At 33.0% G+C, this 16,282-nt stretch carries 16 protein-coding genes; 2 read left to right on the top strand and 14 right to left on the bottom strand.

Annotation, left to right across the window (positions count from 1 at the left end):
* Positions 1–53: 53 nt before the first annotated feature.
* The 7 genes from QLQ95_RS00990 to truA form a co-directional block, all read right to left on the bottom strand.
* Complete coding sequence (locus QLQ95_RS00990) at positions 54–932, bottom strand: AraC family transcriptional regulator (RefSeq protein ID WP_320492098.1); 879 nt, start codon at positions 930–932, stop codon at positions 54–56.
* 192 nt (positions 933–1,124) lie between these two features.
* Complete coding sequence (gene lpdA / locus QLQ95_RS00985; RefSeq protein ID WP_073416603.1) at positions 1,125–2,513, bottom strand: dihydrolipoyl dehydrogenase; 1,389 nt, start codon at positions 2,511–2,513, stop codon at positions 1,125–1,127.
* Positions 2,514–2,895: 382 nt separating this feature from the next.
* Positions 2,896–3,480 (bottom strand): NUMOD4 domain-containing protein, encoded by a 585-nt coding sequence (locus QLQ95_RS00980; RefSeq protein ID WP_095928832.1) that lies wholly within the window; start codon positions 3,478–3,480, stop codon positions 2,896–2,898.
* 487 nt (positions 3,481–3,967) lie between these two features.
* Positions 3,968–4,261 carry a ubiquitin-like protein gene (locus tag QLQ95_RS00975; protein WP_320492097.1) on the bottom strand — a complete coding sequence of 98 codons (294 nt, stop codon included), beginning with the start codon at positions 4,259–4,261 and terminating at the stop codon, positions 3,968–3,970.
* Positions 4,262–4,611: 350 nt separating this feature from the next.
* Positions 4,612–4,902 carry a ubiquitin-like protein gene (locus QLQ95_RS00970; protein WP_320492096.1) on the bottom strand — a complete coding sequence of 97 codons (291 nt, stop codon included), beginning with the start codon at positions 4,900–4,902 and terminating at the stop codon, positions 4,612–4,614.
* Positions 4,903–5,082: 180 nt separating this feature from the next.
* Positions 5,083–6,837 carry an ABC transporter ATP-binding protein gene (locus tag QLQ95_RS00965; RefSeq protein ID WP_320492095.1) on the bottom strand — a complete coding sequence of 585 codons (1,755 nt, stop codon included), beginning with the start codon at positions 6,835–6,837 and terminating at the stop codon, positions 5,083–5,085.
* 98 nt (positions 6,838–6,935) lie between these two features.
* Positions 6,936–7,670, bottom strand: coding sequence for a tRNA pseudouridine(38-40) synthase TruA (truA, locus tag QLQ95_RS00960; RefSeq protein WP_482502232.1), 735 nt, complete (start codon positions 7,668–7,670; stop codon positions 6,936–6,938).
* A 217-nt stretch (positions 7,671–7,887) separates the two neighbouring features.
* Between truA and QLQ95_RS00955 the strand changes: the two genes are divergently transcribed.
* Positions 7,888–8,382, top strand: a complete 495-nt coding sequence (locus QLQ95_RS00955; RefSeq protein WP_248727597.1) for a metallophosphoesterase family protein — start codon at positions 7,888–7,890, stop codon at positions 8,380–8,382.
* On the opposite strand, the gene QLQ95_RS00950 is transcribed toward QLQ95_RS00955, so the two are convergent.
* From QLQ95_RS00950 to QLQ95_RS00940, 3 genes are all read right to left on the bottom strand, one after another.
* Positions 8,383–9,288 carry a sensor histidine kinase gene (locus QLQ95_RS00950; RefSeq protein WP_428238124.1) on the bottom strand — a complete coding sequence of 302 codons (906 nt, stop codon included), beginning with the start codon at positions 9,286–9,288 and terminating at the stop codon, positions 8,383–8,385. It lies immediately after the preceding gene.
* Between the two features lie 11 nt (positions 9,289–9,299).
* Positions 9,300–9,959, bottom strand: a complete 660-nt coding sequence (locus QLQ95_RS00945) for a response regulator (protein ID WP_428238123.1) — start codon at positions 9,957–9,959, stop codon at positions 9,300–9,302.
* A 150-nt stretch (positions 9,960–10,109) separates the two neighbouring features.
* On the bottom strand, positions 10,110–10,520 hold the full coding sequence (locus QLQ95_RS00940) for a DUF4293 domain-containing protein (RefSeq protein WP_008468670.1): 411 nt from the start codon (positions 10,518–10,520) through the stop codon (positions 10,110–10,112).
* A gap of 181 nt (positions 10,521–10,701) precedes the next feature.
* On the opposite strand from QLQ95_RS00940, the gene rho reads away from it, so the two are divergent.
* The gene (gene rho, locus QLQ95_RS00935; RefSeq protein WP_095928826.1) at positions 10,702–12,558 is read left to right on the top strand and encodes a transcription termination factor Rho; all 1,857 of its coding nucleotides are present in this window, start codon (positions 10,702–10,704) and stop codon (positions 12,556–12,558) included.
* A 181-nt stretch (positions 12,559–12,739) separates the two neighbouring features.
* On the opposite strand, the gene QLQ95_RS00930 is transcribed toward rho, so the two are convergent.
* The 4 genes from QLQ95_RS00930 to QLQ95_RS00915 form a co-directional block, all read right to left on the bottom strand.
* On the bottom strand, positions 12,740–13,756 hold the full coding sequence (locus QLQ95_RS00930) for a M28 family peptidase (protein WP_095928825.1): 1,017 nt from the start codon (positions 13,754–13,756) through the stop codon (positions 12,740–12,742).
* Between the two features lie 5 nt (positions 13,757–13,761).
* Entirely contained in the window at positions 13,762–14,736 is a 975-nt protein-coding gene (locus QLQ95_RS00925) for a DUF3667 domain-containing protein (protein ID WP_095928824.1), read from the bottom strand.
* A gap of 54 nt (positions 14,737–14,790) precedes the next feature.
* Complete coding sequence (locus tag QLQ95_RS00920; protein ID WP_095929092.1) at positions 14,791–15,564, bottom strand: dienelactone hydrolase family protein; 774 nt, start codon at positions 15,562–15,564, stop codon at positions 14,791–14,793.
* A 108-nt stretch (positions 15,565–15,672) separates the two neighbouring features.
* Complete coding sequence (locus QLQ95_RS00915; protein WP_095928823.1) at positions 15,673–16,125, bottom strand: Lrp/AsnC family transcriptional regulator; 453 nt, start codon at positions 16,123–16,125, stop codon at positions 15,673–15,675.
* Positions 16,126–16,282 lie beyond the last annotated feature (157 nt).

The following is a 16,282-nucleotide window of genomic DNA, read 5'->3' as shown; positions in this document are numbered from 1 at the left end:
AATGATGATACAAAGTTGCACACATCAACATGAAAAGATTTGTCTGAAAGGAATTAAGATTTGTTTGAAAAGAATTGTTTTTTGACTTCGTTTGGTCTTGATCCAAATTTTTTCTGAAAAGCGTTAGAGAATGAACTTAAGCTTTCGTAACCCACTTCCCATGCAGTTTCTTGTACTGTTTTTTCGCTGTTGCAAAGTAATTCGTAAGCTTTGTTGAGCCTTTCTTCGTGAATGTATTTGTAAACTGGAATTCCAAAAAGTTCTTTAAAGTTCTTTTTGAGTTTACTGCTGTTCAAACCAATTAGTTTAGATAATTCTGTAATAGTAGGTGGTTTTGAATAGTTTGTGCTAACGATATCTTTTGCCTGAAAAAGTTTTTCTTTGTCTTTTTCGCTTAAATCTGTTTTCTTTTCTGTAGAAAGCAGTGCAAAATAATGCGCCAGTAATTCATTCACCTGACTTTTTAAAAATAATAATCTTGTATTGCCAGAATACGTGGTATTGAATATTTTTTGAACGGCCAATTGCATTTCGAGTGTCATAAAAAGCGTTGGGCCTTTTACAAAATGTGCCGATGGATTTACTAATTCAGGCAGTTGTTTTTCAAAGATTTCTCTTTCTTCTTTTGGTAATGTCTGCAGGGTTTTCAGCTTCGCAAAAATGCTGATAGATTGTAAAGGTTTTTCGGGAGCAATTTTATGCGAAAAAGAAACTTTTTGATTTCCAAAGAAAGAAATTGCTAAGCCAGTTGTGTTTGTTAGATATTTTGTTTGATCGTTGTGTTTAATTTCCAATTCTACATTTCCAGAACCATAAAAAGCAAAACCTACTGCATCACCATCAATCTCGCATTGTTGCACAAATTCTTTGTCAGAATTGGATTGTTCGATGAGGACAATGAAATTATTTACTTCTATGATATCGGTGGTCATTTTTAATTAGTCAATTAGAAAATTAGTCAATTAGAAAATTTTTAAATGCTTAAATCTAATCAAATATACAAAACTGACTTTGCTTTAAGTGTTTTTATCTTATAGAGCGTATTAAACAAAAAAATCCGATCTGTTTTCACAAATCGGATTTATTAAATTGAGAATTATATATAACCGTAAAACGGTATATTTTTACAAGTGAATTACTTCGCCGTAAGCATCAGCTACAGCTTCCATAACAGCCTCGCTCATTGTTGGGTGAGGGTGGATAGATTTAAGGATTTCGTGACCTGTAGTTTCTAGTTTACGAGCTACAACTGCTTCAGCAATCATATCTGTAACACCAGCACCAATCATGTGGCATCCTAACCATTCTCCGTATTTAGCATCGAAGATTACTTTTACGAATCCGTCAGCATTTCCAGCAGCTTTTGCTTTTCCAGAAGCGGAGAATGGGAATTTACCAATTTTTAATTCGTAACCTTTTTCTTTTGCTTGTTTTTCTGTTAAACCTACAGAAGCGATTTCTGGAGTTGCGTAAGTACAACCAGGAACGTTTCCGTAATCGATTGGGTCTACGTGTAAACCTTTAATTTTTTCTACACAGTTAATTCCTTCAGCAGAAGCTACGTGAGCTAAAGCTTGACCTGGAGTAACGTCTCCAATTGCGTAGTATCCTGGAATGTTAGTTTCGTTGTAAGCGTTTACTAAGATTTTATCTCTATCAACAGCAATTCCAACTTCTTCTAATCCGATGTTTTCAATGTTTGTTTTGATTCCAACTGCAGAAAGTACGATGTCAGCTTCTAAAACTTCTTCTCCTTTTGCCGTTTTAACAAAAGCTTTAACTCCTGCACCTGTTGTGTCAATGCGCTCAACAGAAGAGTTAGTCATTACTTTAATTCCTGATTTTTTCAAAGAACGCTCAAATTGTTTTGAGATATCTTCGTCTTCTACAGGAACTACGTTTGGCATAAATTCTACGATAGTAACATCTGTTCCCATTGAGTTGTAGAAGTGAGCGAACTCAACTCCAATTGCTCCAGAACCAACAATGATCATAGATTTTGGTTGGGTTGGCAGTGTCATTGCCTGACGGTATCCAATTACTTTTACACCATCTTGAGGTAAGTTTGGCAACTCACGAGAACGAGCACCAGTTGCGATGATAATGTGATCAGCGCTGTATTCTGTAACTTTATTGTCTTTATCAGTAACGTCAAGTTTTTTTCCTGGTTTTAATTTTCCAAAACCTTCGATAACGTCAATTTTGTTCTTTTTCATTAAGAATTGAACACCTTTGCTCATTCCTTCAGCTACACCACGGCTACGTTGAATAACTGCAGGGAAATCTTTATCAAATTCAGAAACTTTCAATCCGTAGTCAGAAGCGTGTTTAAGGTAATCAAAAACTTGAGCAGATTTTAAAAGCGCTTTTGTTGGGATACATCCCCAGTTAAGGCAAACTCCACCTAGATTTTCTTTTTCTACTACAGCAGTTTTAAAGCCTAATTGTGAAGCTCTAATCGCTGTTACATATCCTCCAGGACCACTTCCTAAAACAATAACGTCGTATTTCATTTTTTTTGCTTTTAGTATTAACTATCGAAAATGAAGTTTGTATTTCCGAAACTCATCTTTCGATTTTTTCTTTGTTATTTGTGATTGCGAATTTAAGGATTTATTTTATATGAACACTTGAAATTTTGTTTTTAAAGACATACATTTTGGTCTTTTCACAGAAAGCGAACTAATTGTGAATTGTAAATTGTGAATTATGAAGTGATTTTTAAGATTTAATGATTAGTTCTTAGTAATTAGAGAGAAGTGCCTTAAAAAAAATAAAAAATAAGCCACAGATTATTAGGATTAAAATGATTTTAAAAAATCTGTGTTAATCTGTATAATCTGTGGCTTATAATTATGAGTTATGAATTAATAATTTACCATTCACAATTAAAAACTAAATCTTAACGTGTCCCCAGTTTTCTCCACTGGCGATTCTTCTAATTTGCATTTCGCTTACACCAAATTGTTTGGCAATCATTTTAAGACGTGTTTTTTGTTCAGGTCTTGCAAGGATTTTTTTAATTAACATCACTTTTGTGGTCGTTAATTTTCGTCCGTCAGCTTTTAGATTATGTTCAATTAAGTTCTTTTTTGCCTGAATAACGCGTGGACTTTTACGACTGTGCGCCATCATTTCTTGTTTGGTTGCCCAGCGAAGATTACTCACATCATCGTTTGCTCTGTTGTAATCTAAGTGCAGAACATAAGTTTGATCTTCAGAATCTTTTGGAATAAAATATTGAGCAACTAGTTTGTATAAGAAGAGATATTTATTTACGATTTTATCGTCTTTTTTAACCTTAAAACGGAAAGTTGGATATCCGTCACTTAAACCTCCTTTTAAGATGCGTCCGTTTTCAATATCGTCGGTAAAACTGATTAATCTTCCTCTGTTCGAAATGGCGTATCTTAATTGTAATGAGGCGTTTATTTCTATTTCTTTGAATTTTTCATCAGGATAAAATCTATTTTGTGGCATTGTCTTTTACATTTGATTTCTATACTCTCAAAGATAAAGAATAAACCAAAAATTTTTGCTATCTAACTGATTGTGAAAGGGCAATTTTATGATTTCTATAACGCTAATTTAACGTTTTAAAGCGTTTTTGACAGTTTTTAGTCGGATTTTAATTCACAATTTATGAATATTGCAGTTTTTTAATTTAGGAAAGCAACATCAATTTATAGCTAAATAATTATTAATTTATTGATTGAGCCAATTTTTGAAAGTATGAACTTCCTTTTTACTCATGAAAATTATGTTGGATTGGGTTTGAAGTACATCAGAATCAATCTAAACTCTATAATGTGAAAAAAGGGTTTGACTTTCAATTAAAGTCAAACCCAATTATTTTTAAACTCACATATTTTTTAGAAGGTCTTTTGATTTCCTAATATTGGATTTGAAATAATAAGCTTATCAAAAATCCAGTTTTAAGCAATTTGTTATCTTCTTTAAAAACAAATTAATTACAAGGAGGAGTTCTAAGAACCATATGTACTGTGGTTTCTTTTGGGATGTTGTAATCAGATAGTGTTCTACCGTCTTCAAGTTGTTTTCCTGCAAATATGATTCTTTGGCATTCAACTGGAATTCCTTCTTTATCGAATATTTTAGCCTTAAGATTATCAATAGTGTCTGAACTTTCAATCTCAATTGTTATAATTTTTCCAGTCAAAGTTTTTACAAAAATTTGCATTGAAAACGCATTAAGCGAAAATGCCAAAAATAGAACGATAAAAAGTAATTTTTTTTTCATAGGATTTTTTAAAAATGATTATTTATACCTCAAACGTACTTATTTATTTGTAAGAATACAAGTGGAATTGTTTAGTTATGATAAATTATTTTTTCCCTAATTATAAGAATGAAATGCTTTTTGGTGCTTTAAGTTTTGTAAGATTTTGAAAATTAAGTGCGTAAGTAATTTCTTAAAGCTAATTAGATGCTGAAAATTGCACCATATTTAACTTGAGGAAGATTAAAAATCAATTCTTAATACTAATGATAAAAGGGTTTGACTTTCAATTAAAGTCAAACCCTTTTATTTTTTAATCTTAGACACTTTTTAGAAGTGTCTTTTTTCTATAGGAGAAAAAATATTAATTATTACCTTTCCTTACGAACAACCAGATGTATCGAGCTTTCTTTTTGAATGTTATAATCAGATAATGTTCTTCCATCTTCTAGTTGTCTTCCTGCAAATATAAGCCTTTGGTTATCAGGGAGAATTCCTGTTTTGTCCATTATCTTAAATTTAATGTAATCAATGGTATCAGAGCTTTCTACTTCAAGGGTTATAGTTTCCGTAGAACCAACAACTCTAATGAAAATTTGCATTGAGAATGCACTAACCGAAAAGGTTAAAAAGAAAACGATAAAAAGTAATTTTTTTTTCATAGGATTTTTTAAAAATGATTATTTATTCCTCAAACTTACTTATTTATTTGTAAGAATACAATTAAAATTATGGAGTTATGATAAATTCATTTTTTCCTAAATACAAGAAATATCCGTGTTTTTGGTGTTTAATTTTTTGTAAGATTTTGAAAATTAAGTATGTAAGTAATTTCTTAAAACCTAATTAGCTACTGAAAATTGCGAATCGTACAGGTTTTTATAATAGCCATCTGTTTTATTTAGTAATTCGTGATGTGTGCCTTGTTCGACAATCAGACCTTTATCCATCACCACAATTTTATCGGCATTTACAATTGTTGCGAGTCTGTGTGCAATAATAATCGAAGTTCTTCCTTTTGTAATTGTTTCTGTCGCACGCTGAATCATTTCTTCAGAATACGTATCGATAGAAGAAGTCGCTTCGTCCAAAATCAAAATACTTGGGTTGCTCACATAAGAACGTAAAAAAGCAATAAGCTGACGCTGTCCAGACGAAAGCATAACACCTCGTTCTTTTACATCAAAATCGTAATTATCAGGCAGACTCATAATAAAATCATGAACTCCAATTTTTTTTGCCGCATCAATTACTTTGTCTCTTGTAATTTCTGGATTGTGCAAAGTAATATTATTATAAATCGTATCGGCAAACAAAAACACATCTTGCAAAACAACAGCAATTTGTTTTCTTAAAGAAGCCAAAGTGTAGTTTTCGATATTTTCTCCATCAATGCAGATTGTTCCGCTATTGATTTCGTAAAAACGATTCAATAAATTAATAATAGTAGATTTTCCTGCTCCTGTAGAACCTACAATCGCCACGGTCTGTCCAGCAGAAACTGAAAGATCAATACCTTTTATGACTTCTTCTTCTGTAATATAGCTGAAACGAACGTCTTTGAAATCAATTCTTCCATCAAAAACAGGCGCTTCAATGGTTCCTGTATCTTGAATGTGATCTTGCGTATCAATAATGTCAAAAACACGATTGGCAGCAATCATTCCTAATTGCATCTCGTTAAATTTATCCGCAATTTGTCTCAACGGATTAAACAGCATTCCGATAAACATCGTATACGAAAACAAATCACCAAAAGTCGTAAAATGATCTCCATTCAAAATTCTGAATCCGCCATATACTACGACCAGACCTAAAGTAATAGACGAAATAATATCGGCAATCGGGAAGAAGATGGAGTTGTATAAAATCGTTTTAATCCAAGCAACTCTATGTTTGTTGTTGATTTCTTTAAAGTTTTCAGCTTCAATTTTTTCGCGGTTAAAAAGCTGTACGATTTTCATTCCCGTCACGCGCTCTTGTACAAAAGAGTTCATATTGGCAATCTGCGTTCGAACTTCTTCAAAAGCCACTTGCATTTTACGTTGGAAAATTCTGGTAATGTAAACCAAAATAGGCATTGCAACTACAACTATCCAGGTTAGTTTCCAGTTCATATAAAACATGAAAATAAGTACCACAACCATTTTCATCAAATCGCTTATAATCATAAACAAACCTTGACTGAAAATACGGGCAATCGATTCAATATCCGAAACAGCGCGAGTAACCAGCTGGCCAACTGGAACCAAATCGAAATACTTCATTCTGAAACTCAAAATGTGTTTAAAAAGTTTAGTTCGAATATCTTTTACAATATCTTGTCCGAGCCAGTTGGCCCAATAAACAAAGTAAAATTGAGAGAAGACCTCCATCAGTAAAACTACTCCCATTAAAACGATATACATTAGCAATCCCATTTTATCATGAGTTTTGATGTAGCCATCGACCGTTTCTTTTAGTAAATAGGGGCGAAGTGCAGCGAAGATAGACAGCGAAATGGCAAATATGATTACGCCATAATAACGCCATTTATAAGGTCGTGTGTATTTTAAAATTCGTTTGAATAATCCTGTATCGAATGCTTTTGCTTTCATTTGTTTTTAGGAGCTTTAAGCTATAGGCTTTAGGCCATAAGCTTTTAGCTTTTAGCTGTAAGAAATAAGCCTAAAGCCTATTGCCTAAAGCTTAAAGCTTATAAATAATCGTAATAAATATTGGTCAAATATAAACCATGTGGCGGAACCGAAAATCCCGCTTTTTCCCTGCTTTTGCTGGCAATGATATTTTCAAAATCAGCTAAAGTTATTTTCTTTAAACCAATATTGATCAAAGTGCCCACAATAGCGCGAACCATATTTCTTAAAAAACGATTTGCTGAAATGGTAAAAATCAGTTTTTCGTTTTCTTGTTTCCAGTATGCCTCAAAAATCGTGCAATCAAATGTGTTTACATCAGTGTTAACTTTTGAAAAACATTGAAAATCGGTATGCTTCAGTAGTAACTGTGCCGCTTCATTCATCAAAGCAATATCCAATTTTTGTGTAACATACCAGCTCAATTCCTGTAAAAACGGATTTTTTGCTGTATTGATATGATATTCGTAAGTTCGCTTTGTGGCATCAAATCTACAATGCGCATCATCGTGAACCAGAATAATATTAAAAATCGCAATATCTTTTGGTAAATAAGAATTCAGTTTATGAATTAAAACTGGAATGTCTAAGTTTTTTTCTGTATCAAAATGACCGTACATTTCGCTTGCATGAACACCAGTATCTGTTCTTCCAGCCCCCATAATGCTGATACTTTCGTTTAATAAAACCGAAAAAGCCTTATTTAAAGTTTCTTGAACTGAAGAAGCGTTTGGCTGTATTTGCCAGCCATGATAATGTGTTCCGTTATAAGCGAATTGAATAAAATATCTCATTTTAAGGACAGAGGTTCTGAGGTGCAAAGGTATGAAAAAAGGTTCTAAGATTCTGAGATGCTAAGGTTCTAAGTTTTTTCTATAGGGATGTTATGATGTTTTTGATATTTGTTATTTGCTAATCAAGTTTTAGACGCACCGCAGTGCGTCTCTACAATTTAAATGCTAGGAAAAACTTAGTATCTTAGCACCTCAGAATCTTAGCCTCTTAATAAAAATGACCAAAATTCTTCTCCTTTCCGATACTCACAGTCACATCGATGATACTATTTTAAAATATGTTGCTCAGGCAGACGAAGTTTGGCACGCTGGAGATATTGGAGATTTGGTAGTGACGGATACGATTAAAAAACTAAAACCTTTACGAGCGGTTTACGGAAATATTGACGATGCAAAAGCAAGATTAGAATTTCCGTTAAATAATCGTTTTTCATGTGAAAATGTTTCGGTTTGGATTACTCATATTGGCGGTTATCCCGGAAAATATAATCAGAATGTTAGAGAAGAATTAGCTTTGAATCCGCCTAAATTATTTATCTGTGGACATTCGCATATTTTGAAGGTCATGTTTGATAAAAAGAATAATTTATTGCACATGAATCCAGGCGCGGCAGGAAAAAGTGGTTTTCATAAAGTGAGAACCATGTTGCGTTTTGTAATTGATGATGATAAAATCAAAGATTTGGAAATTATCGAAATAGGAGAGAAGTAATTAATGCGGCAGCGGAATCTGAATCTTTATTTTGGTTCCCTGATTTTCTTTTGAAGTAATTGATAAAGTTCCTTTATATTTTTTGATTCTAGCTCTAATTCTACTTAAACCGAAGCCTTCAGCATCTTTTAATTTTTGTGTTTTAAAACCAATTCCGTCATCGTGAATATAGAGGATAAGTTGGTTATCTTTTTCTGCTAAAGAAAGTTTTGCTTTTTGAGCATTGCTATGCTTGGTAATATTGCTGAACAGTTCACTGACTATGAAATAGATTTTCATCTCAAATTTTTCAACATATCTTCTACTGGTCGGAATAGTGCTTGAAAATTCAAATTTAATTGCAGAGTTTGAGTTTTTCTCGCATAGGTCTTCCAAAGCATAAATTAATCCAAAACGAACCAAAAGCGACGGAACAAGATCGTGAGACATATCGCGTAAAAGTTCATGGACTTCTGATAGAATTGCTTTTGCTTTACGTATTTCTTCCGACTTTACATCGTTTTGAGCTGTAAATGTATTTAAATGTAATCCTGCTGAAGACAATAGCGAATTGATATTGTCATGTAGAAAAGAAGCAATTTTTTTACGCTCTACTTCTTGAGAGTCAATTCCAGAATTGATAATATTGAGAAGGATTTTCTGTTTGGTGTCTTTTCGTTTTATTTTCTGTTTTAGTTTGTTGTTTTGGTATAAAAAGTAAAACAAAAGAAAAATGATGACAGTAAGTATAATGCTTAAACTGACGATTTTTTTATTTCTAAGCTGTTCTGATTTACTAAGATGATTAACGGTTGTTTGGTTGTTTGCCGTTTGTGAAACTTTTGCTGTATCCTTTGATTGTGCGATACTATTTTCTTCAAAAGAAAAAAGTAAAAGAAGAAATAGGAAGAATTTGAAACGAAACATAAAAGCAATCTTTAAGGATTAATCAAATTGTTTTTAAGAGCATATTTTACCAGACCTATTGTGCTTTTTATATTAAGCTTTTTCATGATGTTTTTTCGATGCGTCTCGACAGTATGTGAACTGATAAAAAGTTTTTTGCTAATTTCTGTACCGCTGTATTCTAAGGCAATTAAAATAATGATTTCAATCTCACGCGGACTTAAAATTGGGTTTTCTATAACTGCGTTTTGATTTAATTTGGGATTGTCTCTAAAAGTATTGAAAATTTTCTCTCTAACGCTGTCGCTAAAATATTCCTGCCCTTGATAAACGGCTTCGACGGCTTCAATAATATTTTCTCCTGCGCAATTTTTTAGCAGATAACCCTTTGAGCCTAATTTCATAACTTCTTTAATGATTTTTAGATCATCGTAACTGGATAAAATAATGGCTTTGCAAGGTATTTCTTTTTCATTAAACTCTTTCAGTACCTCTATGCCGTCTTTCTTTGGCATACTGATATCTAGAATTAAAACGTCGGCTTTGTCCTTCATGACATCATCATAAACAGTAGTGCCGTCTAAAGAAGTTCCGACTAATTCAAAATTTGAAACAGTTTGGAGCAGGTTTGAAAGACCATCAATTAATACCTGATGATCGTCTGCAAGATGGATCCTTATTTTTGGTGTCATGATTGTATTTGAATTCGAAAATGCAAATTTATCATGTAAATCACATATCTATAATGCCCTTTAGGTCTGATTTATGATAAAATAAGGCATAAAAAAAACCCGAATAAAAATTCGGGTTCTTCTTCGCACAAATAAACTAAGTTTATAGGTTTACCTCAAACGATCAACAGATTTTACAAGATCTTCATCCTTTTTGATGGCCTTATTAGCTAAAACTAATAACACGATAGCAACAATCGGCATGAACATCCCAATACCTTTCTCAGAGACCTCAGTCCCTCCAGATAAATTTAGTGATCGATATACAAATAATCCTAATAAAATTAAATTTAATATTATATTCAATCTGTTTAGCACAAACTGATTTTGTCTCTTTTTGAATGAAATGATACTGATAATACTAAGCATAGTCGTTAAGCCTAATAAAACAGTATAAAGCTGATCCTGCATAAAAAAGAATGGCTTTCCTGCACTAGTTGTCCAAAGCGGAACAAAAAGCATTAAAATGCCAGTTGCAGCAAAAGCTAGAAATAAATATACAGTCTGAATTCTTTGTATCATGGTCTAAAAATGTTTTACAAAAATATATTTTCTTTTTTTAAAATACTATTGTATGATAAAATTTTATTCGTATTATTGCATCATAATACCGTAAGCACTTCATACTGCGGTCAATTCAAATTAATTATCTACCTATTCTTTTTACAGTATTCCTTAAAATAATTAAATTCATAGAACATTCATGTTTGATATTTCTGCATTAAAAGAAATGAAGCTTTCTGAGCTTCAAGAAATAGCTAAGTTAGCTAAAACAATAAAGATTACTGGTGTCAAAAAAGAGACTTTAATTAGTCAGATTTTAGCACACCAAGAGAGCTCTAATGCGCCAGCTCAAGCTTCTCAAACAGAAGTAGTTTCTGATGCTAAAGAAGATAAACCAAAGCGTGCCAGAATTGCTCCAGCCAAAACAAAAGCAGCAAATACCAAAAATACTCCCGTTTTAGAATTTGATAAAGTAGAGGAAACTGTTCAAAAAAACGATAGTGTAGATACAATTGAGCCAATTGCAGAAACGGCGGCTGTAGAAGCACAGGAAAACAAAGAGCCAGCAGCAAAAAAAGAGCCTAAAGTTGTAAAATTCAGCAAATCGGCATACGAGAAAAAAGTAGCTCTTAAAAAAGAAAAAGAGGCTGTAAATGAAGTTCCTGCAGAGGAAAATGTAGAAGCAGCCCCATCAGAGCCAACTACTTCTGAGCCAACAGCCGAAACAGCTGAAAAAACTCCTCAAACTGCTCCTGTTAAAAAGATCAATCCGAATCAGAATAAAAACCAGAACCAAAATCAAAACCAGAACCAAAATCAAAACCCGAATCAGAATCAAAATCAGAGTGGGAATGGCAATGGAAACGGAAATCACAATAATCAAAATCCTAATCATAAAAATAAAAAGAACAACAATAATTTCAGGGATTCAGATTTTGAATTTGACGGAATTATTGAAAGTGAAGGTGTTCTAGAAATGATGCCTGACGGTTACGGATTTTTACGTTCATCAGATTATAATTATTTAGCTTCTCCAGATGATATTTATTTATCAACTTCACAAATCAGATTATTTGGTTTAAAAACTGGAGATACTGTAAAAGGTGTGGTTCGCCCGCCAAAAGAAGGAGAGAAGTTTTTCCCTTTGGTTCGTGTATTAAAAATTAACGGACACGATCCGCAAGTTGTTCGCGATAGAGTTTCTTTTGAACACTTGACGCCTGTTTTCCCTTCAGAAAAATTCAAACTAGCCGAAAAAGGCAGTTCTATTTCAACCAGAATTATAGATTTGTTTTCACCAATAGGTAAAGGTCAGCGTGGTATGATCGTTGCCCAGCCTAAAACAGGTAAAACAATGCTTCTTAAAGATATTGCAAATGCAATTGCAGCAAACCATCCTGAAGTTTACTTAATTGTTCTTCTGATTGACGAACGTCCTGAGGAGGTTACAGATATGCAGAGAAGTGTTCGTGGAGAAGTTATTGCTTCAACTTTTGATAGAGAGCCACAAGAACACGTAAAAATTGCTAACATTGTATTGGAAAAAGCAAAACGTTTAGTAGAATGCGGTCACGATGTTGTGATTTTATTAGATTCTATTACACGTTTAGCAAGAGCTTACAACACGGTTCAACCAGCATCTGGAAAAGTATTAAGTGGAGGTGTTGATGCCAATGCATTGCAAAAACCAAAACGTTTCTTTGGAGCTGCTAGAAATGTAGAAAACGGTGGTTCTTTAAGTATTATCGCAACTGCATTAACAGAAACGGGTTCTAAAATGGACGAAGTTATCTTCGAAGAATTTAAAGGAACAGGTAACATGGAGCTTCAATTAGATCGTAAAATTGCGAATAAACGTATTTTCCCTGCAATCGATCTTACATCGTCAAGTACACGTCGCGATGACTTATTATTGGACGAAAAAACATTACAAAGAATGTGGATTATGCGTAAATATCTTTCAGATATGAACCCAGTAGAATCTATGGACTTCGTAAACGATCGTTTCAAGAAAACAAAAAACAACGAAGAGTTTTTGATTTCGATGAATGACTAGTTAAAGTTGCTAAGGTTCTGAGATGCTAAGATTCTAAGGTTTTTAACTTTGAGAAAAAAAAGCAAGCCAAAAAATATATAAAACAAAAAAAGGATGAGTAAACTCATCCTTTTTTTTATGACCGTTCCTAAAAGAAACCTTAGAATCTTAGCATCTCAGCACCTTAGTATCTTAAAAAGAACTATTTCTTATCAACTACCGGTCTATTTTCTCTATTAGCTAAATCCCAAGCTACGACAAAAGCCAGTTTTGTTCTTTTAGTTAAAGCGTCGTATTCAATTTTTTGAGGTTCGTCGCCTTTTCCGTGGTAATCTTCGTGAACTCCGTTGAAGAAGAAAACAGCTGGAATACCATGTTTTGCAAAGTTATAGTGGTCAGAGCGCTCATAGAAATGGTTTGGATCTTTTGGATCATTAAATTTAAAATCTAAGTCCATTTTGATATATTTTTCGTTTTGAGCTACAACTGCATTGTGTAAATCAGAAGATAATCTGTCAGCACCAATTACATAAACGTAGTTGTTTGTATTTGAATGCTCAACATCACGACGTCCGATCATGTCGATGTTGATGTCTGCGATTGTATTGGCAATAGGAAATAATGGATTTTCAGAATAATAACGAGATCCGTGTAAACCATGCTCTTCGCCAGTTACATGAAGAAACAAAATAGAGCGTTTTGGACCGTGACCTTGTTTTTTAGCTTTAGCAAAAGCTTTAGCCATTTCGATCACCGCTACAGTTCCAGAACCATCATCATCTGCACCGTTGTAAACTTCGCCGTCTTTGATGCCCACGTGATCGTAATGTGCAGAAATTACCAAAACTTCATTTGGTTTTTCTGTACCTTCAATGTAAGCCCAGATGTTTTCTGAATCTGGAAGGTTTTGATTGCGTTTTGCATTCATAAATGCTGCAGGAACTGGCTGATAGAAGTCCGACGCTCCTTTTGGAAAAGAAATTCCGCTTTTTTTGTATTGCTCGATCATGTAAAGACCTGCTTTTTTCTGTCCTTTAGAACCCGTTTCGCGGCCTTCCATTTCGTCAGAAGCAATAGTGTAAAGCATTTTTTTGAGATCTTTTTCACTGATAGCTTTAACATATTTTGACGGATCCGAATTGTCTTTGGCTGTTGTTGACTGCGCAGTTTTACAAGAATACGCAGTAACAACTAAAAATAAAATGAGTATTTTTTTCATTCTAGTTAGTGTAAATTAATAAATGTGTAAAGAACGTATAAAGTCAGTAAAAATAGGATAAAAAGAGAATTTATTATAAACAATAAAAAGCTTTTTATAAAAGAGACTATTCTTGATTCGCCATAAAAACGGTGGTGTGCAGGATAAAAATAATAGCACATCCAGATGGTTCCTGCAAATGTTGTAATTGATGATATAAAAGACAGCGGACTATCTTCTCCAAAAAGACCAATAACCCTTTCTATGATAAACATGATGAGGAAAATCAGTAAAAGAAAAGAGAAATAATGGAGTGTAAAAATTCCGTGATCGAAATAATACCACCTTTTTTTATTATGAAAAAGCCATAAGAAAAAAGCAAAAAACGGCATGATTATAAATAGAATTTTAGGAAGATTGTGAAAGAACGATTCAACAAATTTTACATAAATTTCTTTTTTGGTGTATTTTTCTGTGACGTGTATTGCTTTTTCAGAAAACCAATAAGAAGAAGCATTTAGCTTCTCACTTTCTTTTCCATATTTTTGAATCGAATCAAGTTCTTTCATCGTTTTAAAATGAAAATACCTTTTGTCTTCCTTTCTGCTTATTCTTAAACTATCAGTAGCTTTAGAAATTTCTTTGTTCAGCGCTTCTTCGCTTTTATCAATTTTTTCACCTACATTATTTGGAAACATTGCAATAAGCAAAAATGTAATAAAACTTATAAAAATGTAAAGTCGAACCGGCGCAAGATAAGACAAACGTTTTCCCGAAAGGTATTCTTTAGTAAGCGTTGAAGGTTTAAAAAGAAGATTTTTTATTGTTTTCCAAAAAGCATTTTCATAGTGTGTTAAATCTTCAAAAAAGTGAATAAATAAATGATGAAAAGTTTTTCGGCTATCGCTATTTTCTTGTCCACAGTTGGGGCAGTATTTCTGCTCCACAACATGCCTGCAATTTAGACAAGTTTTGTCTTCTCTAATTTTGTTATGTGACATTGGTTTATTTTAATTGATTTGTTCTGGTAGTTTTTAGGTATTTGTTTTTTGAAATTATTTTTTCAGGACTTCGTTTAAGAAAAGCTGTAAATGGTCAAAAGATCTTTTTGCAGCCACAGCATTATACGCCGCACCTTTAGAATTATCACTTCCTGCTTCAGGATTAGTAAAAGAGTGGACGGCATTTGCATAATAAATCATTTCCCAGTCTGCTTTGCCATCACGCATTTCCTGTTGGAAAGCAGCGATTTCGTCTTTTGAAACAAACGGATCATCGGCTCCATGACAAATAAGAACTTTCGTAGCAATAGGTTCATTTTTTCTGCTGGCATCTTTTCCTAAACCACCGTGAAAGGAAGCAATACCTTTGACATTCAAATGTCCGCGGGCCGCTTCAAGAACACCGCTTCCTCCAAAGCAATATCCAATAGCTACAATATTATCGGCATTTGCGCCAGATTTTACTAATTCTTTCAAAGCAGCATCAATACGTTTTTGATACGCTTCGAAATTTGTTTTGTAAAAACCAGCCTGTTTTCCTGCCTCGCCAGTATTTTTAGGATAATTTCCTTCGCCATAAATATCAGCGATAAAGACATGATAGCCCAGTTTAGATAATTCTTCTGCGATTCCTTTAGAAGCATTATCAATCCCAAGCCATGCCGGTAAGAGTAAGATTCCTGGATTGTTGCTGCTTTTTTTAGCAGATTTTATAAATAAGCCATTAAGTTGCTGGCTTCCTTCTGTATATTTTACTGGTTTTAATTGCGCATTCATAAGATTTGAGAATAAGATTGCACTGAATAAAATGATTATGGAGTTTTTCATAATTTCTTCAATTTTTAACAAATATCAGAAATATTATGTTACAAAAAAACCTCACAAGTAAATTCTTGTGAGGTTTGTAACCAATACTTTAAAAGAATGGTTTTCTTTTTATAAAGATATGTTTCGTTTAAAAGCACAACCCAATTCCACAATAGAATCGGTCTTGTCAATGCCTGGAATTCCGTCGATTTTTTCGTAAAGAATACGGCGCATATGTTCGTGATTTGTTGCTATTATTTTTATGTAAAGCGTAAAAGAACCTGTTACGTAATAACATTCGGTAATCTCCGGAATTTCTTTAAGAGCCTCAATAATTCTTTCAGAATCAGAATCTTTGTTTAATGTAAGCCCAGTAAAAGAAGCCCAGTCGTAGCCAATTTTCTTTTCCTGAATAATAGGTTTTATCCCAGAAATTACACCTTGTTCAATCATTCTGTTAATACGCTGATGCACCATTGTATTTGATATTTTAAGATTAGTGGCGATAGAAGAAAAGGCCATTCTTCCATCTTTTTCTAATTCTTTGATAATGCTAATATCAAATTCGTCTAATAATTCCATTCAATAAAAATCGTTTAAAAATTGAGTCTTTTGTTATTTATAAAAGTAATTCTTTTTTTTAATAAACAGACACATAATCGCATTTCGAAAAAAATAAATATCTCTTTTTTGAAGTGTCTAAATTGTATTTTTGACTTTTATTTTGTTATATTTAAGT

The sequence above is a fragment of the Flavobacterium sp. B330r genome, from assembly GCF_056824325.1.
Note: the sequence above shows the minus strand (reverse complement) of the source record. Positions and strands in the feature narration are given on the sequence as shown.